This window comes from Psychrobacillus sp. 05T411, from assembly GCF_056396485.1.
The window spans coordinates 134942-160220 of sequence record NZ_JBFTLO010000001.1 but is presented as its reverse complement, the minus strand read 5'-3'; the positions used below and the strand labels follow the sequence as shown (position 1 = coordinate 160220).

At 35.7% G+C, this 25279-nt stretch carries 25 protein-coding genes and 1 pseudogene; 22 read left to right on the top strand and 4 right to left on the bottom strand.

The genetic code is table 11. The features are described 5' to 3' along the window. The first annotated feature begins 10 nt into the window (after nucleotides 1-10). From AC1DFT_RS00780 to AC1DFT_RS00765, 4 genes are all read left to right on the top strand, one after another. A complete protein-coding gene (locus AC1DFT_RS00780; protein ID WP_477916703.1) occupies nucleotides 11-1381 on the top strand; it encodes an aminotransferase in 1371 nt (456 codons plus the stop codon). A gap of 42 nt (nucleotides 1382-1423) precedes the next feature. Continuing rightward, nucleotides 1424-2557, top strand: a complete 1134-nt coding sequence (ald, locus tag AC1DFT_RS00775) for an alanine dehydrogenase (protein WP_477916702.1) — start codon at nucleotides 1424-1426, stop codon at nucleotides 2555-2557. Between the two features lie 330 nt (nucleotides 2558-2887). Beyond that, entirely contained in the window at nucleotides 2888-3379 is a 492-nt protein-coding gene (locus AC1DFT_RS00770; protein ID WP_477916701.1) for a sigma-70 family RNA polymerase sigma factor, read from the top strand. Further along, a complete protein-coding gene (locus AC1DFT_RS00765; RefSeq protein ID WP_477916699.1) occupies nucleotides 3380-4684 on the top strand; it encodes a DUF4179 domain-containing protein in 1305 nt (434 codons plus the stop codon). It begins immediately after the preceding gene. Nucleotides 4685-4849: 165 nt separating this feature from the next. On the opposite strand, the gene AC1DFT_RS00760 is transcribed toward AC1DFT_RS00765, so the two are convergent. After that, nucleotides 4850-5305: a ribosomal maturation YjgA family protein gene (locus AC1DFT_RS00760; protein WP_477916697.1), complete on the bottom strand. Its 456-nt coding sequence runs from the start codon at nucleotides 5303-5305 to the stop codon at nucleotides 4850-4852. A 496-nt stretch (nucleotides 5306-5801) separates the two neighbouring features. Between AC1DFT_RS00760 and AC1DFT_RS00755 the strand changes: the two genes are divergently transcribed. After that, the gene (locus tag AC1DFT_RS00755) at nucleotides 5802-6857 is read left to right on the top strand and encodes a DUF1835 domain-containing protein (protein WP_477916696.1); all 1056 of its coding nucleotides are present in this window, start codon (nucleotides 5802-5804) and stop codon (nucleotides 6855-6857) included. Between the two features lie 208 nt (nucleotides 6858-7065). On the opposite strand, the pseudogene AC1DFT_RS00750 reads toward AC1DFT_RS00755, so the two are convergent. Further along, nucleotides 7066-7299, bottom strand: a pseudogene (locus AC1DFT_RS00750) (oxalate decarboxylase); the annotation flags it as partial. 165 nt (nucleotides 7300-7464) lie between these two features. Continuing rightward, the gene (locus AC1DFT_RS00745) at nucleotides 7465-8658 is read right to left on the bottom strand and encodes a PucR family transcriptional regulator (protein ID WP_477916694.1); all 1194 of its coding nucleotides are present in this window, start codon (nucleotides 8656-8658) and stop codon (nucleotides 7465-7467) included. A 458-nt stretch (nucleotides 8659-9116) separates the two neighbouring features. Between AC1DFT_RS00745 and AC1DFT_RS00740 the strand changes: the two genes are divergently transcribed. The 16 genes from AC1DFT_RS00740 (at nucleotide 9117) to AC1DFT_RS00665 (ending at nucleotide 23053) form a co-directional block, all read left to right on the top strand. Next, nucleotides 9117-9944, top strand: a complete 828-nt coding sequence (locus AC1DFT_RS00740) for a transporter substrate-binding domain-containing protein (protein ID WP_477916966.1) — start codon at nucleotides 9117-9119, stop codon at nucleotides 9942-9944. 102 nt (nucleotides 9945-10046) lie between these two features. Further along, complete coding sequence (locus AC1DFT_RS00735) at nucleotides 10047-10715, top strand: amino acid ABC transporter permease (protein ID WP_477916692.1); 669 nt, start codon at nucleotides 10047-10049, stop codon at nucleotides 10713-10715. Next, complete coding sequence (locus AC1DFT_RS00730; protein ID WP_477916690.1) at nucleotides 10702-11424, top strand: amino acid ABC transporter ATP-binding protein; 723 nt, start codon at nucleotides 10702-10704, stop codon at nucleotides 11422-11424. The genes AC1DFT_RS00735 and AC1DFT_RS00730 overlap by 14 nt, the downstream gene beginning before the upstream one ends. A gap of 313 nt (nucleotides 11425-11737) precedes the next feature. Beyond that, the gene (locus tag AC1DFT_RS00725; RefSeq protein ID WP_477916688.1) at nucleotides 11738-12760 is read left to right on the top strand and encodes an ornithine cyclodeaminase family protein; all 1023 of its coding nucleotides are present in this window, start codon (nucleotides 11738-11740) and stop codon (nucleotides 12758-12760) included. A gap of 27 nt (nucleotides 12761-12787) precedes the next feature. Next, entirely contained in the window at nucleotides 12788-13933 is a 1146-nt protein-coding gene (locus tag AC1DFT_RS00720; protein ID WP_477916687.1) for an aminotransferase class I/II-fold pyridoxal phosphate-dependent enzyme, read from the top strand. Between the two features lie 200 nt (nucleotides 13934-14133). Next, nucleotides 14134-15294 (top strand): M20 metallopeptidase family protein, encoded by a 1161-nt coding sequence (locus AC1DFT_RS00715; protein ID WP_477916964.1) that lies wholly within the window; start codon nucleotides 14134-14136, stop codon nucleotides 15292-15294. A 34-nt stretch (nucleotides 15295-15328) separates the two neighbouring features. Continuing rightward, nucleotides 15329-16765: a YfcC family protein gene (locus AC1DFT_RS00710; RefSeq protein WP_477916685.1), complete on the top strand. Its 1437-nt coding sequence runs from the start codon at nucleotides 15329-15331 to the stop codon at nucleotides 16763-16765. Nucleotides 16766-17403: 638 nt separating this feature from the next. After that, on the top strand, nucleotides 17404-17610 hold the full coding sequence (locus AC1DFT_RS00705) for a helix-turn-helix transcriptional regulator (RefSeq protein WP_477916683.1): 207 nt from the start codon (nucleotides 17404-17406) through the stop codon (nucleotides 17608-17610). Next, on the top strand, nucleotides 17607-18089 hold the full coding sequence (locus tag AC1DFT_RS00700) for a hypothetical protein (RefSeq protein ID WP_477916681.1): 483 nt from the start codon (nucleotides 17607-17609) through the stop codon (nucleotides 18087-18089). The genes AC1DFT_RS00705 and AC1DFT_RS00700 overlap by 4 nt, the downstream gene beginning before the upstream one ends. 15 nt (nucleotides 18090-18104) lie before the next feature. Beyond that, nucleotides 18105-18599, top strand: coding sequence for a hypothetical protein (locus tag AC1DFT_RS00695; RefSeq protein ID WP_477916679.1), 495 nt, complete (start codon nucleotides 18105-18107; stop codon nucleotides 18597-18599). Nucleotides 18600-18705: 106 nt separating this feature from the next. Further along, nucleotides 18706-19038 carry a GNAT family N-acetyltransferase gene (locus AC1DFT_RS00690; RefSeq protein ID WP_477916678.1) on the top strand — a complete coding sequence of 111 codons (333 nt, stop codon included), beginning with the start codon at nucleotides 18706-18708 and terminating at the stop codon, nucleotides 19036-19038. Nucleotides 19039-19063: 25 nt separating this feature from the next. After that, complete coding sequence (locus AC1DFT_RS00685; RefSeq protein WP_477916676.1) at nucleotides 19064-19429, top strand: YybH family protein; 366 nt, start codon at nucleotides 19064-19066, stop codon at nucleotides 19427-19429. 72 nt (nucleotides 19430-19501) lie between these two features. Beyond that, nucleotides 19502-19948 (top strand): MarR family winged helix-turn-helix transcriptional regulator, encoded by a 447-nt coding sequence (locus AC1DFT_RS00680; RefSeq protein ID WP_477916674.1) that lies wholly within the window; start codon nucleotides 19502-19504, stop codon nucleotides 19946-19948. Between the two features lie 108 nt (nucleotides 19949-20056). Then, a complete protein-coding gene (locus AC1DFT_RS00675) occupies nucleotides 20057-21352 on the top strand; it encodes an arsenic transporter (protein WP_477916673.1) in 1296 nt (431 codons plus the stop codon). 14 nt (nucleotides 21353-21366) lie between these two features. Beyond that, nucleotides 21367-21789: an arsenate reductase (thioredoxin) gene (gene arsC / locus AC1DFT_RS00670; RefSeq protein WP_477916962.1), complete on the top strand. Its 423-nt coding sequence runs from the start codon at nucleotides 21367-21369 to the stop codon at nucleotides 21787-21789. Between the two features lie 730 nt (nucleotides 21790-22519). After that, on the top strand, nucleotides 22520-23053 hold the full coding sequence (locus AC1DFT_RS00665) for an alpha/beta fold hydrolase (protein ID WP_477916671.1): 534 nt from the start codon (nucleotides 22520-22522) through the stop codon (nucleotides 23051-23053). 61 nt (nucleotides 23054-23114) lie between these two features. Here the strand turns inward: AC1DFT_RS00665 and AC1DFT_RS00660 are convergent, their stop codons facing one another. After that, nucleotides 23115-23996, bottom strand: coding sequence for a LysR family transcriptional regulator (locus AC1DFT_RS00660; RefSeq protein ID WP_477916669.1), 882 nt, complete (start codon nucleotides 23994-23996; stop codon nucleotides 23115-23117). A 103-nt stretch (nucleotides 23997-24099) separates the two neighbouring features. On the opposite strand from AC1DFT_RS00660, the gene AC1DFT_RS00655 reads away from it, so the two are divergent. After that, on the top strand, nucleotides 24100-25176 hold the full coding sequence (locus tag AC1DFT_RS00655) for a citrate/2-methylcitrate synthase (protein ID WP_477916667.1): 1077 nt from the start codon (nucleotides 24100-24102) through the stop codon (nucleotides 25174-25176). The last annotated feature ends 103 nt before the right edge of the window (nucleotides 25177-25279 follow it).

Here is a 25279-nt window from a genome sequence, read left to right as displayed (position 1 = left end):
AGTGGAGAAATTGACAACAACAAAAGAGACAGCTAAGTCATTAGTGCAAAAAGATCGTGAAAATGTATGGCATCACATTTCTGCCTACAACGAAAAGAATCCTCCGATGGTTGTAGAGAGTGGAGAAGGAGCATGGATTACAGATCATGATGGCAACCGTTATCTAGACGGGATGTCAGGTCTCTGGGCAGTAAATGTTGGCTATGGGCGTGAGGAACTTGCGCAAGCAGCATACGAGCAAATGAAGAAACTAGCATATGTACCTATGACTCAAAGCCACGGACCAGCGATTGAATTGGCAGAAAAACTTAATACAATGCTTGGTGATGACTATAAGATTTTTTACTCCAATAGTGGATCTGATGCGAACGAAGTAGCTTTTAAGCTGGCACGTCAATACCACCAGCAAAATGGGGAACCTTCCCGTTATAAATTTATTTCGCGCTATCGTGCCTATCATGGAAGTTCAATGGGGGCACTAGCAGCGACAGGTCAAGCATTAAGAAAATATAAATATGAGCCACTTGCGCCTGGATTCTTACACGTAGCACCACCGGATAATTACCGTAGACCAGCTGGGCAATCAATTGAAGAATATAGTATTCAACGTGCCCAAGAGTTTGAAGAGAAAATTATTTGGGAGCAAAAAGAGACGATTGCCGGAATTATTATGGAACCACTTATTACAGGTGGTGGTATTCTTATTCCACATCCTGTTTATTTGGAAAAAGTCCAAGAGATTTGTAATCGTCACGGCGTGTTGCTTATTGTAGACGAAGTGATTTGTGGTTTCGGACGTACAGGGAAAGCGTTTGGCCATCAGCATTTCAATTTGAAACCGGATATTATTACGATGGCAAAGGGATTGACAAGTGCTTACTTGCCGCTATCTGTAACTGCGATTCGAAAAGATATTTACGAAAAATTCGATACAGGAGAAGAAAACAGCCACTTCCGTCATGTGAATACGTTTGGTGGAAATCCAGCTGCTTGTGCGGTTGCATTAAAGAACTTAGAAATTATGGAGAGAGAAAATCTATTTGAACGATCTGCCGAACTTGGGGAGCGTCTCCTAAAAGAACTAGCAAGTCTAAAAGATCATCCATTTGTTGGGGATATCCGCGGTCTAGGTTTTCTGCTAGGGATCGAACTTGTAGAAGACAAGGAAACAAAAGAGCCAGCGACTAATGCACGTGTTGCAAAGATTATTAGCGAGTGTAAGGCAAACGGACTCATTATTGGACGAAATGGCGATACCGTTGCCGGCTTTAATAATATTTTAGCTCTTAGCCCGCCGCTTTCTAGTACAGATGAAGATTTCGAATTTATCGTTGCAGTTTTAAAGAAAGTATTCAAAGAAAACGAGACATACAAAGGCTAAGCACTAGCAAGGAAACCACACACAGATAAAGGAGGAATATACATGAAAATCGGCGTTCCAAAAGAGATAAAAAATAATGAAAATCGAGTAGCTATGACACCTAGTGGAGTTGTAACATTGAAAACTGCTGGGCATGAAGTATTCATCGAAACAGGGGCTGGTTTGAAATCAGGTTTTACTGATGAGGACTATAGCCGTGAAGGAGCCGTAGTTGTAAAGACAGCAAAAGAGGCATGGCTAGCCGATATGGTCATGAAAGTAAAAGAACCGTTAGAAGAGGAATACGGTTACTTCCGAGAAGGGTTAATCCTTTTCACCTATTTACATTTGGCAGCTGAGCCTGCTTTGACGAAAGCTTTAATAGACAATAAAGTCGTTGCAATTGCCTATGAAACTGTGCAATTGCCGAATAATACATTGCCACTATTATCGCCAATGAGTGAAGTAGCTGGTCGAATGGCTACGCAAATTGGTGCGCAATACTTGGAACAAATCCACGGTGGAAAAGGGGTTCTACTAGGTGGCGTTCCAGGTGTATCACGAGGGAAAGTCACTATCATAGGAGGAGGGATTGCAGGAACGAATGCCGCACGTGTTGCAATCGGTATGGGGGCACAAGTGACAGTTATCGATTTAAGTGTGAATAGACTGCGTCAGTTGGAAGATCTTTTTGGAACTGATATTCAAACACTTGCGTCTAACCCATTTAATATAGCTGCATCTGTCAAAGAATCCGACCTTGTTGTTGGGGCTGTTCTTATACCAGGTGCACGAGCTCCAAAACTCGTTTCAGAAGAGATGATTAAATCGATGAGTCCAGGTTCCGTACTAGTTGATATTGCGATTGACCAAGGCGGCATTTTTGAAACTTCGGACCGAATTACAACGCATGATAACCCAACATATGAAAAGCATGGCGTTGTTCATTATGCGGTTGCTAATATGCCAGGAGCAGTTCCTTACACATCAACGATGGCTTTAACGAATATGACCGTTCCTTACGCTTTACAAATTGCCAACAAAGGGTATATCCAAGCATGCCTTGATAATGAGCCACTCTCAAAAGGGGTCAACGTTTTAGATGGTCATGTTACCTATAAGGCAGTTGCGGAAGACTTAGGATATGCATATAAGCCAGTTCAGGAACTGCTAGAGCAGGAATATGTGCTTAAATAGAGTGAATGAACGAAGTAAAATTCAGTAATGAGCGATTAGTTTAATAGAGGTTAATATTACAAACAAAGGGCAGCTTCTCCTAATTAAAATTTAGGGGAGCTGCCCTTCTTTTTAATAGATCCGATTAGTAACTAAATTTCTGATTATGAAATTGACTTCAAAGTCAAATGAAATAGTTTATCTACTCCAATAATTAAATAAGCGTTACAATTTGATCAGGTGTTTGGATAGAATATCCACTTTCGAAATGGAACTCTTTTTTTATTAACCATAATAAAATGAACGATTTACCATTTCAAACTGTCTAATAAATAAGGAGGGGGTGGGAGTATGGATTTGGAACAACGTGCAATTGCTGGTGATGAGCAGGCGTTAGTGGAGTTATTAACGCAACATGAAGATATGCTTTATCGGACAGCTTATGCTTACTTGAAAAATGAGCATGATGCTATTGAAGCGCTACAAGAGCTGACGTATCGTGCTTTAAAAAAGATTCATAGCGTCAAAGAACCCGCATACATAGCAACATGGCTTGTTCGAATTATCATTAATATTTGTTTAGATGTGAAAAAGAAGCAAGAGAAATTTGTCTTTAATCAAGATCTGGAAGTCGCTTCGACGGATCATCAACCATTCGAAATGGCTGATATCATCGCAAGTTTGCCAATAGAACAACAGGAACTGATTTACTTAAAATATTTCCAAGATATGAAGAATGCGGACATTGCACAGCTGAAGCAAATTCCCGAAGGTACTGTGAAATCAAGGCTACACACGACCTTAAAAAGATTACGTGTACTAATTGAGAAGGAGGAACTGTAAATGACTAACTTGAACGAGCAGGACTGGCAGAAGCTCATCGAGGAATTAGAAACAATTGAAATCCCAAAAGAAGCCTTACATCAAGCACGTATAAAAGCTGTGCAACAGCATCGGTTAACAAAGAAGAGAAAACGCCTTCTGTATTCAGTTGCCAGTGTAGCGGCTATTATGTTGGTACTGTTTGTAGCATCCATTCGTGTATCTCCTGTATTTGCACAAACGATGGCCAAAATCCCTGGGTTTGATTCTATCGTGCACATGATTTCTTTTGATAAAGGAATCGGTGATATTGTTGAAAATAATTACTATGAGGAACTTGGAATTGAGGTAACGAAGGGGGATTATACCTTGACTTTACAGGGGGTCGTGGCTGACCATTCGGGTATGACTATATTCTATAAGCTTGAATCCCCCTTTGATCTTTCTGAATTGAGTATAACTTCTTTAGATGTGTCTCAACAAGGCATCCCATTTGGGGTCACAAATCCCTATGTTTCCTCTAAAACGGGTAAGAGGACTGAACAGGAAGACAAAGTTGAAATTGTATCCGCCAATGATTTATCGTATGACAATAGGACATTTGAATTTAATTTGCACTTGAGTGATGCAGCAAATACTAAGTTCGCCGTGCCATTCACACTCACCAAGCCTATTGAACAACCAAAAGTATATGGGGTGAATCAATCCGTTGTCGTAGATGGTCAAAAAATTGACATTAAACAGTTGAAAATTTCGCCCTTACGTGCAGAAATTCGTCTAGCTGCTGACGAACAAAACACGATGCAATTACTAAAATTTACATCAATGCGGTTGATTGATGAGAATGGCGAAGAGTGGGGTCAACTAAGAAATGACTCGGGGGGAGTCAGCAATTTGGATGACGGTGACGTGAGCTTATTTTTACAAAGTAATTACTTCCGACAACCGGAAAAATTAACATTAGAGATCGAGAAGATTCAAGCACTTCCAAAAGGCTCGGACTATATCGAGATAGATTTTGAGCAAAAGAAAGTGCTGTATGTGCCAAGTGAACTGGATATTACTGTTCAAGTACCATCGGACAATACAGTGGAAGTCACTTATCCATCTGGAGGTTGGCTACTATTTTCTGAAATGGTGGATCAAGAAGGCAATGATTTAAGTAGTAATCTAGTAGAAGCGCATATGAGCAGAGATTACCCTTATGTCACAGAAGTCTCTACATTTGATTTTGAAAAGGTAGTGAATCCAATTCGCTTCCATATTAATAGCTATCCACTGTATTTGGACGGAAAGGTAAAAATTGATATACCCCTTACTGAATAGGGTTTTACCTCTATAAATATTGAAAGAAAACATACAATAAACCCTACCGTTATGAGCTAGTAAGTCCTCTTAACGGCAGGGTTTATTATGTTCTAGGAGAGGTCAGTACTAGTTAAAATGTTCGCGTGGAAAGTAGGTATTGCAACAAAATATTCCGTTAGCATATCATGCTGGTGATTTCTGGATAGAATTTCGCTGGATGAATAAAAGCACCACTTTATCGAAGAAAGTTGCCAACATAATTCCTGCCGCATATCGAAATAAATCTACTGTGAGGAATCCTTTGCCAAGTACTAATGCTCCGAGCGAAGTATCACGAATCTGCTTTATCCAATCCCCTTGATATAGCTGACTGAATTCAATGCTAAAGCTAAAAAAGAAACTAATCCAAATCACTAAGTATAAGCTTTGACGTACGAAAAGGAAACGAAATCCGAAATAGACCATTATAGCCCAAGCCACATCTCCAGCGTTTTCMGCAACAAATGATGGAAGTACATGGCCGTATTTCCTGGAGGCTAGTCCTAAGAAAATGGTGGTAATAACTGCAATCAAATAAGCTATCCTTATGTTCAGGTAACGTAACATGCTATCTTCGTTTTTTGTAGTCAATGGGATCACTCTCTAGACTGTATTTAAATTCGTTTATCCTCAATATACAAGTATTGTATTGTGGAAGCAAGGAGTTGATTGAAAAGTAATTCGAACGATGAGGAGAAGCTAAAAAACTTGCACAATTCTTATACCAAAATGGAAATCATCTGACACAATCTAAATTATGTTAACCTAAAATAGTGGATGCTCATATCCAAATTTTCCTATTGAAGAAGGATTTTACAGTATTTACGTTGAATAAGTGATAAAAGGTATTATTAAAGAAATACGTTTTTAATACTAATAGCGAAGTTCATCGATAAATGAGTAAACGGAGTGAAAAATGGATATAAATAAACGTTCGTATTTTATAATAGCTCTCACAAATATTATTAGTCTTTGTTTGGCTCAAATTATTTATTGGTTAATATTAGCTGAAACAAACTAACGACCTGAGGAGGTAGTAGTCATTAAAACTAAAGTCAACCATCCATTTATCTATTTCTTGATGGGACCAAATGTAGTGTTTGTTTATGAAATAAAAACGCAAAATTACATAACTGTTTTGGATTTAAGTAGAACGGAAGGATGGGGAACATTCGAATTAGAACAAGAAGATGAATTTGATATGTTTGATCATCGAGAAAGTTATTCTACCCAGGGTAGAACATTCTTTGCGAATCAGGATGACATGAACATGTTGGTAGAATTAGTCAATCAACAGATTCAAAAAAATCGTCGGTTACGCACAGATGGCGCGATACATATCGTTTCCTCGGAATCGGCAGCAGGTTCCTTAAGAAGTGGGCTAGAGAGGCCAAAGATTGTAATAGGCTTCCCAGATTTCCTTTCCATTGGACCGTTGGGTAAATTGGCTGAAAAAACAGGTCAAACCTATCGAAAAGATTGGTTAATCGAAAATATTAACTTCGAACAGGAAATAGAATATCCAATAAAATTTTCAAATACATTACGTGAACTGGAAGATATACCAAATGAGGTTCCAATCTATATCTGGTATGGAAACAATGCAAATGAACAAATATGCATGCGATTTCTCATCTACTTACTAAAGGATAAAACAAATGAGCTATTTCTAATTAACTCCACCGATCTCTATGAAAAGCATATAGCTACTAAAGATGACCAACTGCCAATCTTCAATACAAGCCAGATCGAATCCCAGGATATAAAACTGCTGTTTGAAGTAAATAAAACCGACAATCCATTATCCGACAAGGAACGAATTCAATTGCAAATGGAGTGGGAAGCATTAGCGCAGACAAAAGCATTCCTGCGCATTTGGAGCAATGGGGAAATAAGAGGCGTACCTGAATATCATTTTGATGAGGAAATCTTACATATAATTGAAAAGCTACACCAACAGCAAGGTAACAAAGACTTTATCAAAGTTGGGCGAGTAATAGAGGAATTATTCACACAGATGGATGAGTTTGTCAGTATTTTCTTTTTGGAATATAGGATTAGGCATTTAATATATAATGGATTCCTTGAGTTAAAGGGAATACCAAAATCGTTGTGGAATTATAGTATAAGAAAGCGTGGCGATTCAAATTAAATAAACGTACCGAAAGGGCTATTTCGTTGGTCAAATTGCTCCCCGTAGTATTTTATATCCGACATCACTAGCTCTATAGTCAAATGTACGAGGTGCGGCATTCCCGGTAAATACCGTCATACCTCCTGTCTTGAAAAGTAAGACTGCCATTCATCATTATTCGGATGTCAATGCAGTTCTCTCATCGCCCTCGGTTCAACTTCAACAAGACGGTGATTTCTAATGACCATCCTCCAAAGTTTAATTTCATCGCTGTGTCTGAGAACGAGAATTTCATGATAGGGAGCAAACCAGCATCTGTTTTAGGTGGAATTAACAAATCAGGATTTTCAAAATCTTGCATTATATTTCGCGGTCCCGTATTATACCCTTCTGCTCCGTCATTTCGGATCGGCTGTGGAATAATATTGTATATATCTCGATCTTGTTCAGGATTATCCAATTCATGAACTACTCTAATCGCATCAAATTTTTGATTAATCTGATATATGATACGGATTAAGAGTAAATGACTGTATATATTAAACAAGCATTTTTTTACAGTAGCCCGAAAGAGTTCTCCGATTCAAACAAACTTTGAAATAACACGAGTAGTTTTTAAAAATTTCTATATAATTCCAAATTTATCTAATAAAGAGCTGCTTATATGAATTTTTATAGCTAACGAAAGTTGTTCATAGTCTTCAGGTTTTTTGAAATTCAAGCCTGTTAAATGTGCAATCTTGTCTAACCGATAACGAAGGGTATTTTCATGAAGTGATAATTTAATCGATAATTCACGTAAATTTCCATTGCACATTATAAATTGTTTTAACGTATCAAAAAGAAATAAAGTATTCTCTGCATCGAAATCTCTCAAGGGATTTAAACAGCTTTGACTAAAGCTTTGCATGGAGTCGGACTTTGCAAAAGGAAAGATTGCCTTAAAGGTTCCAATATTTTTATACAATAAAAAATCGGAATTGAAATTTATATGTAGAAGCGCCGCATAGAAAGCTTCATGTATGGCTTGTTTTATTTCTTCTAACCTATAATGAAAGTCGCTAACTCCTATGGATATCTTTATATCGGGATCTAATAGAGTGTGAATGATTTCCTTTAATAAAGCGGCTTTATCATTCAAATGAATAAAATCCTTCGAGTACAACAGTACGAAACCATTATTAAAGCGCAAAAAAGAAATAGAAGTTTGATTAAATTTACTATTCTTAAAGTAAGTTTGAATCCTTAAAAAATGTTGAGCGTCAAGATTTTGTTTAAAATAAAAATACATGACGAAAAAATTATTCTTTAGAGATGGATTGATTTGTAAAGCTTGTTGTTTTATATTGCTTCGATCGAGTGATTTATAAAGTAGAGTATCGATTTCTTGTTGCCCAAAATAGGTATTTCCAAGCATTTTGATAGAATCTGTTATCGATATTATTATATTTTCAAAAAAAATACCTGGCTCAATAAGAAATATAGGAAAATCCATTGATTCAGCATACCTGAGGGCAGAATCATGAATCGGTAATCGGTATACATTTTTAATGGCTAAACCGCTTGCTTTTTTATTTACCAAGTACTTAATCGCATCATTAATGAGGAATTCTTCATCCTTTGCATATAAAAAAGTTGTTAAAGCAAATTGATGCTCCTGAAAATTACTATGAAAATATCGATCCTTTAAACTGCGATCAAGCTCGTAGTCTAAAATTCCACAAGATGTAATTTTCCTAGAAAGACCATTTTCTCCTGCAATTAACTTCACTCCATTGAAAACTTCTAAATTTATCAAGTCTTTTAGTGTAACATTCATGATTATTCCCCCCTTGTATTCTATTTAATTCTAAATTATCGATGTGAAAAAATACAATTATCTTAAATTTTTCTGAATGAAAATGCAAAAATAAATAGGCTTCACTTTTAGTATTTTCTAAAGATAAACCCTAGTACACAAATATCCTGACTTATTTAATTACTTTATATGAGTTTCTTCGGCTTAAGTTTATCACGAATGTTTATAAAAAAACACAATCAAAATAACTAACTATTGTAATTATATACAATAGTTAGTTTTTTAAATTATATGGGTCTAATGTAAAATACAAATATCTTTCAGTGAATGAAAGATGCTAGATGCGATTGGGGGTGTATATTTGCTTTAGCTTCAAGTGATTTTTTGTTAATTATCTGAGACTTCAAACCTTTTAGTTGTATGGTACTACTTGTTAAGTTTTTAATATCACATAAAAAGGGGGAATTAGTTTGAAAAAAATGTGCTCATTTATGCTTTTATTAATTGTAAGCGTTTTTATTTTAGTCGCATGCGGTTCGCAGGGCGGGAAATCAGTAAAGAATGTTTCTGCCAATCCAGCAAAGTTAGTAGTTAATGTTGGTACAAGCCCTACCTATCCACCATTTGTATCGGAAAAAAATGGTGAGCTTGTCGGCTTTGATGTAGCCTTAATCAAGAAGATAGGAGAAGTGGAAGGCTTTGAAGTGGAAATGTCGATAATGCAGTATGATGGTCTGATTCCAGCGTTGAAAGCTGGGCAACTCGACGTGGTAGTAGGAGCAATTTCTATAACTGACAAAAGAATGGAAAGCATCAATTTTTCAAATGCTTATTATGAATCAGGGCTTTCTATCTTAGCGAAACCTGAATCTGGCATCACTAACTTTGAAGATTTAAAGGATAAATTAATCGGTATCCAAAAAGGTACTTCCTCCTACAACTATATGATCTCTAATGGTATTAAGGATCAAAATATTAAACAATACGCTGATATTAGTACAGCTTACAGCTCGCTTGAAAATGCAGGTGTTGATGCTATTTTATATGACAATCCATCAAACATTAATTATATTACTGAACAAAAGTCAGAGGCAAAAATTGTCGGGGACATTTTAGCAGGAGAGTTCTATGGTATAACGGTTAATAAAGATCAGGAAGAAATACTGAAAAAAATTAATGATGGTTTGGCAAAAATTCAGGAGAATGGCGAATATGAAAAATTATTTGATGAATATTTAAATGGGGAAATGAATGGTTTTGTAGAGGGTGTTTTAAAACCTGAGGATGTTGCCATTTCAGTTCAATAAGGTATTAAATTACTTTTAATGATGGAAAAGATTTGGGAGATTAAAGGAAGCTAGTAAATAACGGCTTTCTATTAATCTCCTATTAATAAGGGGCTAATCAACATGCTAGTAATTTTAGAAAATCTCCCACAAATTTTGGAAGGTCTTAAGTTTACGGTTTATTACTCTATTGTTGCAATCATACTTGCGATTATTTTCGGTTTAATAGCTGCTTTGATGAAACTTTCCAAGTCGTCGGTTTTAAGTGGGATTGCATCAGTTTATATTGAAGTTTTCCGATCGACGCCATTATTAGTGCAGTTATTTTTTATAGTTTTTGGTTTAACAGGAATATTGCCGTTAAACGAGTGGTTTGGGCAAAGATCATATCCTATTATCGCCGCAACCATCACACTGGCTTTACATGAGGGTGCTTATATTTCTGAGATTATTCGTGCTGGAATTCTTGGCGTAGATCGTGGACAGAAGGAGGCAGCGGCAAGTATTGGGATGACTGAACTTTTAACAATGCGCTATATCGTATTACCCCAGGCTTTTAAACGAATGATTCCGCCGCTCGTCAATCAATCCGCACAAACTATTAAGGATACATCTTTACTTGCTCCAATTGGAATTATTGACTTAGTTTATAGAGGCCAAATTGTTATAGCAACTACATTTGAACCATTTACGATTTGGCTTGTGATTGGATTAATATATTTTATTCTGATTTTCTCTGTTTCACAATTCGCTGGCTATCTAGAAAGGAGGATTCAACTTGATAACCGTTGAGAACTTAAGTAAATCATATGGTGAAATTGAAGTTTTAAAAGGAATCAGTACCCAAATTAGTCATCAAGAGGTTGTTGTTTTGATTGGACCATCTGGGAGCGGTAAAAGTACATTCTTGCGTTGTCTTAATGGTCTTGAGAAAACAACTAATGGAAAAATTGAAATCGTTGGAATGGAATTAACGAATCCAGAGACCAATATTCATGAATTAAGACGACACGTAGGAATGTGTTTTCAACAATTCAATTTATTTAAGCATTTAACGATTATGGAGAATATTACAATTGGACCGATGAAAGTCTTAAAGAAAAGTAGAGCAGAGAGTGAACAAATTGCCCGTGAACTACTAAAAAAGGTTGGGCTACAAGATAAAGAACAAAATTTTCCTGACCAACTTTCAGGAGGTCAGCAGCAACGAGTTGCCATTGCTCGTGCTCTAGCAATGAAACCGAAAGTTATGTTATTTGATGAACCTACATCTGCCCTTGACCCAGAAATGGTAGGTGAGGTTCTGAATGTTATGAGTGATCTTGCTCATGAAGGAATGACAATGGTGATTGTTACCCATGAAATGGGCTTCGCACGTGAGGTAGGTGATCGTGTATTATTTATGGATGACGGTTATCTTGTTGAGGAAGGAACACCTGCAGAAGTTTTTGGAAGCCCGAAAGAAGTAAGAACTCAGAGCTTTTTAGCAAAGGTTTTGTAAAAGGATATCACAGATTGTTTACCACTACTTTTTGACAAAATGGATGATCATAATATGTCTGTTTAAGCTGTCTAATGTGAGGAGACTTGTTTCTTTTCTAAATTAGATAGTTTTTTTGTTGTAGAAAATAACTATTGATTTAATCCTTTTTATTTTCCGAGCACCATAATTTCTGAAATTTTATTTTATAAAAAAACACAAAAAATATTAACTATTACTGGAAGTTTAAACAAAGAAAAAAATTGAACCACTATTATTGGTTTAATTATAATAAAAATGTGAAAATTCAAAAACTTAAAACAGGAAGGGTGTGATGGCGATAGAAATTTGTATACTTAGCCGTGATCAAATAAAGCAAATTTTAGAAATGGACCAAGTCATCAAAGGAGTAGAAGCTGTATATCGGTTGAAATCCCAAGGTAAAACAGAAGTTTGGCCACATGTAGCATATGATTTTATCCCTGAGGGAGGAGTTATGGACATAAAATCTGGCTATGTGATGGGAATCCAACTGCATGGGTTAAAAATGTTGAATTCATTTCCTCATAATATGGAAAAAAGCCTTCCAACTTTTAACGGAATGATGATGGTATTTGATTCAAACACTGGAGTTCCATTAGGCGTGATGGATGCTTCTTATATTACATGTATGAGAACTGGAGCAGCGGGAGCAATTGGAGCAAAAATGTTAGCGAGAGAAGATTCGCAAAACTTGTTAATTTTAGGTACAGGTAACCAGGCCTTATATCAGATTGCGGCAACTATTCTACTGATGCCGCAAATCAATAAAATAAAAATCGCAAGCCCAAGAAATAAGGAAAAGGAAGTTCAATTTGTAGGATCCATTGTCGGTCAATTAAAGAAGGAATTTGGAATAGATGTCTCAGAAACAATTCAATTTGAAGCTGTTAAAAACCTGGAGCGAACAGTAGGGGATAGTGATGTAATTATTACAATAACTCGTTCAAAAAGTCCGATTATCCAGAAGGAATGGGTGAAAAAAGGTACGCATTTTAGTTGTGTTGGTGCAGATATGGAAGGCAAACAAGAAATTGACCCTGAGCTTTTTAAAAGTGCACGCATTTTTGTAGATGATATACCTCAGTGCATGAAAGTGGGTGAATTAGAGATTCCAATCAGAAAGGGGATTGTTACTGAATCTGATATTGCTGGTGAAATTGGAAGTGTAATTGTAGGAGAAGTAACTGGAAGAACTTCTGACGAAGAAATTACGATTTATGATACTACCGGAATTGCTTTGTTGGATCTAATTACTGCTAAAGTAGCGATTGATTCAGCAAAGGAAAAAGGTCTAGGAACTTTTATTGAAATCTAAAAAATAAATATAAAGGGGATAGTTAACATGATTATTAAAGACTTTAAACTAGAAAAATGGTTAAACCCAATCGTAGAAGATGCGAAATATAATTTAGGTTCAAGTTGTGTGAAAGCGTTTACGGTAGAAGAGTTATTTGAATTTATTGGAGAGGATTTAAATGAATTTTTAAAAGAGCTACCAAAAATGAGTCTTCATTATGGTCACTTTTTCGGATTTGAAAGACTATTAATTGCATTAAGTAAATTATATGAAGATGTTACAAAAGACATGATTTTAACGGTACATGGGGGAACGGGCGCTAATAATTTAGTCATTACTGAATTAGTAGAGCCAACTGACAATGTTATTGCATTAGTACCAAATTATCAGCAACATTATTCCATTCCAGAATCTTTAGGTGCTGAAGTAAGATATTTAGTTTTGAAAGAAGAAAATGGTTACTTGCCAGATTTGAATGAACTAAGAAGTTTAATCGATCAGAACACAAAAATGATTACTTTATCAAATCCAAACAATCCTACTGGTGCTTTTATTGAAAAAGAAACGCTGGGAAAAATATGTAAAATCGCTGAGAGTGTGGATGCTTATGTGCTTTGCGATGAAATTTACCGAGGTTTAAAAGAAAGCTATATGACATCGATTGTCGATATATACCAAAAAGGAATCGCGACAAGTAGTACTTCAAAGGTGTTTTCTATGGCTGGTACTCGAGTAGGATGGATTGTTACAAGAGATAAAGAAACCTTCGAACGACTTGAAAATAGACGTTCTTATGACACAATTTGCAATGGTGTATTTGATGAATTAATCACAGCAATCGCTTTCGAACATTTTGAAAAGGTTTTAGAAAGAAGTAGAAAAATTGTGGGAGAAAGCAAAGCGATTGTTGAAAAGTGGATCCAAACCCAACCTAATTTATCATGCAATTATGAACAATTCGGTACGACTGCTTTTATTAAATATGATTTTGATATACCAAGTGATGAATTATGTAAGGATATTCTTGAAAAGGCAGGTGTAGCGCTCTGTCATGGTGACTGTTTCGAAATCCCACATTCATTCCGAATTGGTTATGCTTTTGGTGATCCAAAGACGTTAGAAGATGGACTAGAAGTATTAGGAGAATATTTGGCAAATCTTCAAGTTGAAAAGAACGTGACAACCGCATAAGTTAAATAGTTACTTAAGAATTTGTTTAATAGATTTGCAGTGGAGACGGTTAGTTTGTAATTAGTAGTGTTTTAAAATGCAACTATTAATTTAAATAAACTTTGCCGTCACCACATTTACTCAGATATTTAGATATTGTACTTTTTAGGGGGCTAGTTTAGTTGATAAATTCAATTAAGGACGTAATTAATAATAAATTTATGGATGATTTAATCAAGTGGAGAAGGTATTTACATCAGAATCCCGAGTTGTCTTATATGGAAGTAAAAACCTCACGATTTATTTATGAAACACTTTTGACTTTTGGTAATTTAGAAGTAACACGACCTACAGCAACAAGTGTAATGGCAACATTGACTGGTAAAAATCCTGGAAAAATTATAGCCTTTCGCGCAGATATAGATGCACTACCTATACAAGAAACTACAGAATTAATATATTCTTCGCAAAATCCTGGCGTTATGCATGCATGTGGACATGATGGACATACGGCGATGTTGTTAGGAGCAGCAAAGATAATAGCGAGTCTCAAGGATCAGATAAATGGAGAAATTCGTTTTATTTTCCAACATGCTGAGGAAATGACGCCTGGTGGTGCCAAAGAAATGATTGAAGCAGGAGTAATGAAAGGGGTAGATTCTATTTTCGGGATACACCTTTGGTCACCATTAGAAACCGGTAAGATTGGGATATGCTATGGACCAATGATGGGATCGCCGGATTCATTTTTCATTACAATAAACGGAAAAGGGGGCCATGCCGCAATGCCACACGAGACGATTGATAGTATTACTATTGGAGCACAAGTAGTGACCAATTTACAGCATATTGTTTCAAGAGGAACAGACCCATTTGAAAATGTAGTAGTTACAATTACTCAATTTTCAGGGGGGAGTAAGTGGCACGTTATTCCAGGAAAGGCTGAAATAAATGGAAATGTTCGAACGATAAACCCTATATTAAGAGATACGATGCCAGGGAAAATAGAAAAAGTAATTGAAGGAATCACGGCGGCTCATGGGGCAACTTATGAATTTAAGTATAGTTTTGGATTTGATTCAGTAATAAATGACGACTCTTTAACTAAAGTAACGGAAGAAATCGCAAGGCGATTATATGGAGATGAAGCAATCGTTAGAATTAAACCTGTGTTAGCTGGAGAGGACTTTTCTGCCTATCAAAAAGTTGCGCCTGGATGCTTTTTCTTTATTGGAATAGGAAATGAAGAAAAAGCTACAAATTATCCGCATCATCATCCTAATTTTAATATTGATGAAGATACATTAGGAAAAGGTGTAGAGATGTTTGTTGCTACAACGATGAAATTACTTTGTACCGGGAATACTTATAATTTAGTTTGATTAATTCTTAAAAATATAAAAAAAGAGGTAAAATATGACAGTAAACATTAAGACTGAAACGGTCAACAAGAAAACTCCACCTAAAGAAGGGAGTGAAAAAAAGAAAGGTGTAAATACTTTTGTACTATTATTTGTCATTGTAGTGGTTTCAGCAATTTTAACATACTTAATACCTGCAGGAACCTTTGAAAGAGTAGAAATTAACGGAAGAACAGTTGTTCAAGAAGGTACCTTTCAATATATAGATTCGACACCTGTTGGACTTTTTGGTCTTGTAACGAGTATTCCAAATGGGATGGTTGAAGCTGGAGGGGTAATATTTTTTGTACTATTAATGGGTGGATACTTTGGTATTTTGAGGGCTACTGGTGCCATTGATGCCTTAATAACATTCTTATCTAAGAAATTAGGTAATCATGAAAAATTAACAATTCCTATTTTAACACTTTTCTTTGCAATTATTGCAGCTTTAACAGGAGCAGCCGAGTCAAATTTAGTGTATATTCCAATTTTAATTCCCCTAGTTATTGCTCTGGGATTCGATACGATGACAGGGTTAGCTATTATATTAGTTGGTTCTTCGGTCGGTTTTACAGCAGCCGTTATGAATCCTTTTACAGTAGGTGTTGCTCAAGAAATTGCTGAATTGCCGATATTCTCTGGTCTAGGGCTACGGTTAATATTATTGATAGTACTTTATACGTTAGCTGTCATTTTTCTTTATCGTTATGCAATGAAAGTTAAGAAGAATCCAGAACTCGGGGATTTTGGTAAATATAAACCACAAGGTAAAAAAAACAAGGATAATATTGACTTTAAGTTAGATTATAGACATAAATTCGTTTTATTCTTCTTCGTATTAAATTTTATCGTTCTTATTTTTGGCGTATTGAAATACAACTGGTTTATTCAAGATTTAGCAGGATTATTTTTCTTATTTTGTATTTTAGTTGGATTAGCTGGTAAATTAGCACCAAGTTCAATAGCAGAAAATTTTGTGGTTGGAGCAAAAGAGCTGCTGGAAGCTGCTTTAATAATAGGAATCGCTAGAGCTATATTAGTTGTTCTTAGTGAAGGTCAAATAATGGATACAATTCTATTCCATGCAGGAAATATAGTCTCTCAAATACCAACAATGTTTACCCCATTGGGGATGTTCATTATTCAGATGGTCTTAGATTTCTTTGTTCCTTCAGGTAGCGGGAAAGCAGCTTTGACGATGCCGATTATGGTACCGCTTTCAGATTTAGTAGGAGTAACTAGACAAACTACTGTACTTGCATATCAATTTGGAGACGGTATAACAAACCTAGTTTTCCCAACTTCCAGTTATTTAATGGCTGCACTCTCGATTACAGGTATTGCTTATGGTAAATGGTTAAAATGGTTATTCCCATTCCTTGTTATTCAACTCATCTGTGCTATTGCTACACTGTTGATCGCACAATTTATACAATACGGTCCGTTTTAATCTGAAATCTATAAAATTGTTGCTTTTGTTAGGGAGTAGCAGTTGGTTATATGGTTACAGATATATTCGAAAAAACGAATATTGTCAAGAGGATGAGCTAACTTAGTAGCACAGAAATGTTTGTTGCTGGTAATTTTGCTTTCAACTGTCTATATGAAGTAGATTATAAAGAAAACGTTTATTTATAAGGAAGCAGCAATGATTTATTTGAAGTGACATTTATACATTATAGATTGGTGCAAAATCAATATAAGATTGGTGTTCGACCCACTAAATATAAAATTACAATAAATGAATAGGTAGTGCTAAAATGGTATACGTTAATATGGACAGAAGGTAATATATATGACGATTTCAGGTTATAATTTGCTTGTTTTTGAAAAAGATTATAGGTAATATATGCTGAGTATTGATAAAAATATTTCGAACAAGATTACTACTGAATACTTAGTACGTATCGCTAATTCTATTGACTACTAAACAGAACAGAAAAATTCAAAGGACGTAACAGCATTACCGCTGAATACAGTCCTTTTATTTTGTTTAAAAGGTATAGCAAAGTATCCAAAAAGTAAAATAAACTATACAAAAAGACAAGCAAACTATACAATAATTGTAGAACGTTTGGAGGGAGCAACTTGCTAAAAAATCGAGTAAAGGAATTAAGAGCTAGATTCAACTTGACGCAAGGTGACCTTGCTGAAAAAACCGGCGTAACGAGACAGACAATTGTTTCGTTGGAAAAAGGCAGCTATACCCCGTCATTACTGCTCGCAATGAATATAGCAGAAGTGTTTGGAGAACCGATTGAACAAATTTTTTACAAGGAGGAGGACGCGAAATGAGGATGTATATGACAGTTATTTTGAGGTGTTTGCTTTATGTATCATTTGCTCTAATGGTTTATGACTATGTAAGAATTGATATGTACTTTGAAATGATGGGAAGAGGCTACATCGATGGATTTTCCGTATATATATCAACATGGAGAGGTACTTTTTTTCTTATAGTTGGTATTATTTTACCCATAGTTAATATTATTGACTATATTGTAGTGAAGAAGAAGAAACATACCCAGATGAAAGAATACATTCTCCCCGAGTATGACGTCTCTGACGAACGAACAGTGGAGATTACTGGAAAAGCAGTTCGTTATGCCTTTGTTTTTATTCTATTTTATACTTTTCTGCTGCTTGGATCTTATATGTTTGTACCAAATTATTTTCTCGATTATCCTTGGTATCCGATATTTACAACCGCTTCGATACCTGTTTTCGGTTTGATTATTTATTTAGTGACGTTTAAATACTTTCATGCTCGATAAGGGAGGGAGGATATTATGAAGAATTTGACTATAACAGTTATTTTACGAATACTTCTAATTATTTCATTTGCAATATTGGCATTTGTTAATTTGAAAAATAACCAGCTTTCGGATATGTTTTTAAATAATGAGATCAGCTTCGATTATTATATCGATAATAGATTAAACGCTGGGTGGTATGGCCTTCTTGTAGTATTGATGGGAATAATAAATTCTTCGTACACGCAGTATCAATCCAAAAAAAGGAATAATGGAAGAATTAAAATGAAAGAAGTCGTCATTCCTGAAATGACTCATGACGATGAAAGAGAATTTGAAATTACAGGTAAATCGGCAAAAGCCGCGTTTTCTGTCATGTTTGTTTTTATTTTCCCTTTGTTAATTAGTTTCTCCTTGATTCCATATGCCATAAATGCCCCTTTAACTTATGCCATATTCGCTATTGCAACTTTACCGATAATCGGATTTATTACGTATCTCATTACGTATAAAGTACTTTATTCGCGGTGAAAAAGGAGGTAAATGACGTGGAAGAAATAAACATGGAAATCCTGCCAAACCTATCAGAGATTTATTAGCATTTGCAACTTGTGCAAGTAAAATTGACGCAGAATATATGCTTTATCAAGCAGATGAAAATAGAAAATTATACGGTTACAAGCAAGATGAGCAATTCATTGGCTGCATTGGTGTGCAACTAACAGCAGAAAATAACTGTATGATAAAACAGATTGCCGTATGTCCTGATGTGAGAAGTCGTGGAATCGGGAAGAGGATGATTGAGTTTATTATTGAAAAACATTCTCTCTCATTGATTTCTGCAGAAACGGATCAAGATGCGGTGAGTTTTTACAAAAGAATTGGTTTTATCATTACAAACCTTGGCGAAAAATACCCGGGAGTCGAACGCTTTTGGTGCGAATGCAAAAGATCAAAGAACGTAACATGATTATATGTATACTAGGGGGATTACCATGGGCTATGAAAAAGCATTGGATCAATATATAAGTGCAACAAATACGCATGATTTTAATAATGTTAAAAGAGTTCTTCACGAACATGCAATTTACTGGTTTTCGAATGCAACTTGTACTACTAGTACGGAAATTCAAAATTATTTTGAAAACGCATGGAATCTTATAAAAGAGGAGGTCTATTTAGCTGAAGATGTGAAGTGGATTACAGTAGAGGAAGGATCTGCAACATGCATTTATACGTATCGATACCAGGGATATTACCATGGTGAATTTGTTTCAGGTAGTGGAAGGGCAACCAATATATTCTTAAAAGCAAATGATGGAAAATGGAAATTAATTCACGAGCATTTAAGTAGCCTGTAGAAAACAGGTGAAAATAATAAAAGGTTGCATTTTACAAGTAATTGTTTTATAAATAAAATAGAGGTGAAAGTCATGGAAAATAAACGTGAATTATTCCAAGTGCTAACACGACGATTTGGATTATTGAATAAAAATTGTTGTTCCATTGGAAGCGTGGATATTTCAACTGTTCAAAGTCACATACTTTATGAAATTGACAGGCAACATGCACCTTCTATGCAACAAGTAGCAGACGCATTAGCGATGGATATTACAACTTTTAGCCGACAAATTCAGAAATTAGTGAAGATGGAATTAGTAAAAAAAACAGCTTCTGTACAAGATAAAAGGATCTATATTTTAAGTTTAACCATACAAGGAAAATTCGTTGCTACATCAATCGATCAATCGATGAATGCGTATTTGGATGAAGTGTTCTCACATATGAATGAATTCGAACGTGAAACAGTTATTCGTTCGTTAGAGTTACTAAATAAAGCCATGTCGAAATCAAATGTTTGTAGCTCTTCTTTCTGCTAAATCTAATATAGTTGCATTATACAAGTAAAATAAAAATATTACATATTTATTACGGGTGCCAGGTACCTGTAATATAAATGTAACAATAAATGGTTTGGGGGCTTTAACATGACGGATGCGATTTTGGCATCTTTGATTTTTCTTCTGACACTAACTCTAGTTATTTGGCAGCCTAAGAACTTATCCATTGGATGGTCAGCATGTGGTGGGGCTTTAATTGCTTTATTGGTAGGGGTAGTAGGATTTCAAGATGTGCAAGAAGTGATTGGAATTACGTGGAATGCAACATTAACTTTTGTTGCAATTATTATTATTTCATTGATTTTAGATGAAATTGGGTTGTTTGAGTGGGCGGCTCTTCATATGGTGAGAGCTGCAAAGGGTAGTGGAGTGAAAATGTTTGTGTATGTCAGTATATTAGGTGCAATTGTGGCGGCATTTTTTGCCAATGATGGTGCGGCACTTATACTAACACCTATAGTACTTGCCATGGTTCGACATTTGAATTTTAAAGAGCAGATGATTTTTCCGTTTATTATGGCGAGTGGGTTTATAGCAGATACGACATCATTACCCTTTGTCGTGAGTAATTTGGTGAATATTGTATCGGTAGATTTCTTTGGCATTGGATTTGCGGAATATGCTTATCGAATGTTTATTCCAAACTTGTTTTCGTTATTTGCAACAATAACGGTCTTATATATCTATTTTAGAAAAAGTATTCCGAAAACATATGATTTATCCAAATTGCGTACTCCTTCAGAAGCCTTAAAAGATGTTAGAATGTTTCACCTATCCTGGGGTGTTTTAGCTATATTACTTGTTGGATATTTTATAAGTGAATTTATTGAAATACCTATATCCATTATTGCAGGGGTGATTGCTTTGCTATTTTTATTTATGGCGCAAAGAAGTCATGCAGTGAATACAAAAGCTGTTGTGAACGGGGCTCCATGGAGTATCGTATTTTTCTCCATAGGTATGTATGTGGTTGTTTATGGGTTAGGGAATGCCTGGTTGACTGGTTCTTTAGCAAGCGTTATTCAATTTATTGCGGATCAAGGATTGTTTGTTGCTACGATAGGGATGGGCTTTATCGCGGCGTTTTTATCTTCGGTTATGAACAATTTACCAACCGTCATGATTGATGCATTAGCAATAGCAGAAACAAATACTTCTGGTACTATTCGTGAAGCACTAATTTATGCAAATGTGATTGGATCGGATTTAGGACCGAAAATCACTCCAATTGGTTCGCTTGCAACATTAGTATGGCTACATGTTTTATCGCAAAAAGACATCAAGATTTCATGGGGTACTTATTTTAAAACTGGAATTGTATTAACGATTCCAATTTTATTTATTACCTTATTTGGATTGTATGTAACATTATTAATTTTCTAAAGGAGAATGAAATGATAACGAAAAAAACAATATACTTTCTTTGTACGGGAAATTCTTGCAGAAGCCAAATGGCAGAAGGCTGGGCAAAGAAATATTTAAGAGAAGAATGGACTGTATATAGTGCTGGAATCGAGGCACACGGATTAAATCCTAAAGCAGTTAAAGCAATGAAGGAAGCTGGAATGGATATTTCAAGTCAAACTTCCGATATTATTGATCCTGATATATTAAACAATGCAGATTTGGTCGTCACCTTATGCGGAGATGCTGCCGATAAATGCCCAGTGACTCCGCCGCATGTGAAAAAAGAACATTGKGGATTTGATGATCCGGCGAAAGCAGAAGGAACAGAAGAAGAAAAATGGGCTTTCTTTCAGCGTGTCCGAGATGAAATTGGAGAAAAAATCGTACAATTTGCCAATATGGAAAGAGATTGATTTATTCATTTCCGGTAAGAATTGAATGCATTAATAGGAAAGTGGGAAGCATTTATTCTTCCAGTAACATACAGATTTATTAGTACGAACAAACCAGAAAACGTCGCGATAAATAGTTGAAATGAATCATAGCTTGTACAGCTAAATCAGAACATATGTGTGGTATAATAGAAGAGTGATAAAATAGCGTGTTCATGGGTGGTCGGCATTTCCAATTACTATTTTTGGATTTATTCAAGAATGGGAAAGGAGGTGTTGCTATATGACAACTTTCGAAACTTTGATGTTCGCACTAGCGTTCGCTGGTTTGATCGTTTCCATACTTACTTTTTCCAAAGAAAAAAAGTAAACCACCCCTGAGCTTGCCGGCAATAGGGTAGTTTACTCGTCTTAACTGCTGATCGCCTTTGAAGCGATACTATTTTATCAAAGGAACGTTTGGTGTTGTCGCACCAAGCGTTCTTTTTATTGTATCCTGTTTCTACTACGATTATAACATCATTTAAGTTTTAGAGTAAATAAAAGCAATCAATCATCTGAAATGCTAAACGGAGCATCCATTCCTAACATTGGAAATATGTGTTACAGGTGATTAAATCAGCAACCGTCGATCGAAGTTGGAAGCAACCACCCTCTAGTTAGAAATACACTTATACAGAAGAAATTTTTTGTCAGATAGCTTGAAACCTTTTTCTGAATAAATCATAAACAGTAACATAGAGGTGAGAATATGAAAAAATATTTGTTGTTCATTATTAGTTTTGTCCTATTATTTTCTGTTTTACAAATAGGGTCAGGTATAATACTTACGCTATTTTATACACCAGAAATAACGTCGATTGGAACTAGCATGCATGAAGAAGTGGAATTTGGAAATAGTTGGCCCCTTTATTTAATTGCTACACTTTTAGTTGCGTCCATTGTATTTTTTCTTTCACAAAAATTTACTTTCACGAAGAAGGAAAGTAGTCAAATGAAAGTAGAAACCCTCATTCGAATTTTAGAAGAAAACATGTCCTTTAAACTGCCTGAAAACTTTCAAAAAGCAAGAGGAAAAATACTTGTTACAGTTGGGGAAAAGGAAAAAGCGGTGATGAAAAAGTCGGCAATGGATATTGTAAAAAGTAATCCAAATTGTACAGGAATAATACTTTCCAATATCGGTCACGGGGTTCCTTTAGCAAATCCTACTTTCTTTAATCGAATGATCGATGCATGGATAGATGAAGGAAATATACCAAATGAGGGGAAAACATTCATATAAGATCCAAATATACATACTATGAAGGGAAGCACGAACGATTTATCGTACTGCCCTTTTACGCCTATCTAAAATAATACGTCGAAATCAGGTCGATGAATTCTTTTTCCAAATCGCCTTTGTTTTTTACAATAATGTAAGTAAACACGGAGGGTAGTTCAAACAGGTCAAAATGTGGTTGCATCATTTTCCCTTCTATTAGCTCTCTTTTAACAATAGAATGTGGCAAAAAAGAAACACCTAGTCCGTCTCGGATGAATCTTTTTGTTATATGCGCTTGTGTTACTTTCATCGTACGAAGGCTGACGATTTGTTTATTCAATTGCAATAAAAGATCGTCCCAAAAGACCGGATGGTGATGAGTAAAGAGATATTTTTCCTGCAAAACGTCTTTTACATCAATTGGTGGACCGCTTTCTTCATCATATTCATCAAAAGGCATAATAAATAAAATAGGATCCTCATAAATCGCAATGGACTGTATATTTCTTCGCTGCCCTTCCAGTGCTGAAACGCCGATATTTACTTCTCCCTGCTCCACTAGTTCCTCAATATGACGCGATTCCTCTATACGAATACTTATTTCCACATCGGGATGAAGCTTCATAAAAGACCGTAAAACATTCGGTAAAATCGTTTCTGCCATAAGTGGGGAAATGGCGATACTCCAGTGACGGCGATATCCTTGGGCAAATGCTTGTACTTTGCCTACACTATTTTCCATGCTATTAACTATTTGCCCCGCTTCAGGTAAAAAGAACTTTCCCGTATCTGTTAAAGACACTCGATTATTTCGCCTCTCAAAAAGAGGAGTACCTAAATGCTCCTCTAGTAACCGAATATGAACGGTAACACTCGGTTGAGACAACATTAACTTTTCAGATGCTTTTCGAAAATTAAGCGTTTCCGCTGCAATGCAAAATGTTTTCAGCCATTGATACTCCATCGTTTCACCTGCTTGATTAATAATATTAATTAACTTAATTATATATAGTTAATTTTCATTATCAAGTACTACTCATATACTAGATGAAAGGAGATGGTTAAATATGTATCAAAGAGGATTAAAAGATATTGTAGCGGTGCATACAAACATCGCATCTGTAGAAGGAAACATAGGGGAGCTAAGGTATCGAGGGGTTAAAGTGAATGAATTGGTACCGAACCTTTCGTTTGAAGAGCTAGCAAACTTACTTTGGACTGGAAAACGGACAAGTGTCAACCTTTCTAAGGATAGAGAACTTCCCAATCATATTAAAAACATTATCGATTCACTTCCAAAAGAAGTAACATTAATGGACGCCATGAGAACTGCAATTTCTGCCTATGCTCATCAAGCATTTAAAGAAAGAACAATAGAAGAACAAGCTGTAATCCTGACAACAGCTCTTCCAATTATTGTGGCAAGGCATTACCGAAATCAGCAGGACCTTCCAATAGTTGAGGCAAATCCGAATTTATCGCACACAGCCAACTATTTATGGATGCTAAACGCGGAGGTACCGAGTGAAGTACAAGTGGAAGCGCTGGAGACATATTTAAAGTTGACGATGGAGCATGGATTGAATGCTTCTACCTTCGCTGCTCGCGTAACAATTTCCACAGAGTCTGATTTAACAGCAGCAATTACTTCCGCACTTGGAACGATGAAAGGCCCACTTCATGGTGGTGCCCCGTCGGGAGTAATAGATTTACTAAATGAGTTTAAAGATCCTGCCTCCATTCGAACAATTGTAGAGAATAAAATCAATAATGGAGAAAAAATAATGGGATTCGGACACCGCGTATACAAAACAGAAGATCCTCGTTCGATTCTTTTGCGTGAAAAATGTTTACAGCTACAAGGAAAAGATGACTGGTTGGACTTAGCAACGATTGCAGAAAAGGAAATTATTGATTTACTTGCTGATCACAAGCCAGGACGTAAATTGTACACGAATGTCGAATATTATGCTGCAGCCATTATGCGCTCTATTAATATGCCATCAGAGCTGTTCACTCCAACGTTTAGTGTGGCTAGAATGGTTGGTTGGACTGCCCATGCAATGGAGCAGATTAATGACAACACTATTTTCCGCCCTGAATCTGTTTATGTAGGTGAATTAAAAGAAGAGATAAATATATAAATGAAACACACGAAGAAAATTTTCCTTTTCTTCGTGTGTTTTTTTCGTTTGGTTGCTCTCGTTGCCATTTTAGTTGCTTTTAAGCGGAAATTAGTTGCTTTCG

Bases quoted from the DNA above. Each gene is read 5' to 3' on its own strand.
- ald (WP_477916702.1), top strand. From the start codon at position 1,424: ATGAAAATCGGCGTTCCAAAAGAGATAAAAAATAATGAAAATCGAGTA.
- AC1DFT_RS00770 (WP_477916701.1), top strand. From the start codon at position 2,888: ATGGATTTGGAACAACGTGCAATTGCTGGTGATGAGCAGGCGTTAGTG.
- AC1DFT_RS00765 (WP_477916699.1), top strand. From the start codon at position 3,380: ATGACTAACTTGAACGAGCAGGACTGGCAGAAGCTCATCGAGGAATTA.
- AC1DFT_RS00745 (WP_477916694.1), bottom strand. From the start codon at position 8,658: ATGAATGTTACACTAAAAGACTTGATAAATTTAGAAGTTTTCAATGGA.
- AC1DFT_RS00740 (WP_477916966.1), top strand. From the start codon at position 9,117: ATGTGCTCATTTATGCTTTTATTAATTGTAAGCGTTTTTATTTTAGTC.
- AC1DFT_RS00735 (WP_477916692.1), top strand. From the start codon at position 10,047: ATGCTAGTAATTTTAGAAAATCTCCCACAAATTTTGGAAGGTCTTAAG.
- AC1DFT_RS00725 (WP_477916688.1), top strand. From the start codon at position 11,738: ATGGCGATAGAAATTTGTATACTTAGCCGTGATCAAATAAAGCAAATT.
- AC1DFT_RS00720 (WP_477916687.1), top strand. From the start codon at position 12,788: ATGATTATTAAAGACTTTAAACTAGAAAAATGGTTAAACCCAATCGTA.
- AC1DFT_RS00715 (WP_477916964.1), top strand. From the start codon at position 14,134: ATGGATGATTTAATCAAGTGGAGAAGGTATTTACATCAGAATCCCGAG.
- AC1DFT_RS00710 (WP_477916685.1), top strand. From the start codon at position 15,329: ATGACAGTAAACATTAAGACTGAAACGGTCAACAAGAAAACTCCACCT.
- AC1DFT_RS00700 (WP_477916681.1), top strand. From the start codon at position 17,607: ATGAGGATGTATATGACAGTTATTTTGAGGTGTTTGCTTTATGTATCA.
- AC1DFT_RS00695 (WP_477916679.1), top strand. From the start codon at position 18,105: ATGAAGAATTTGACTATAACAGTTATTTTACGAATACTTCTAATTATT.
- AC1DFT_RS00690 (WP_477916678.1), top strand. From the start codon at position 18,706: ATGCTTTATCAAGCAGATGAAAATAGAAAATTATACGGTTACAAGCAA.
- AC1DFT_RS00685 (WP_477916676.1), top strand. From the start codon at position 19,064: ATGGGCTATGAAAAAGCATTGGATCAATATATAAGTGCAACAAATACG.
- AC1DFT_RS00680 (WP_477916674.1), top strand. From the start codon at position 19,502: ATGGAAAATAAACGTGAATTATTCCAAGTGCTAACACGACGATTTGGA.
- AC1DFT_RS00675 (WP_477916673.1), top strand. From the start codon at position 20,057: ATGACGGATGCGATTTTGGCATCTTTGATTTTTCTTCTGACACTAACT.
- AC1DFT_RS00665 (WP_477916671.1), top strand. From the start codon at position 22,520: ATGAAAAAATATTTGTTGTTCATTATTAGTTTTGTCCTATTATTTTCT.
- AC1DFT_RS00660 (WP_477916669.1), bottom strand. From the start codon at position 23,996: ATGGAGTATCAATGGCTGAAAACATTTTGCATTGCAGCGGAAACGCTT.
- AC1DFT_RS00655 (WP_477916667.1), top strand. From the start codon at position 24,100: ATGTATCAAAGAGGATTAAAAGATATTGTAGCGGTGCATACAAACATC.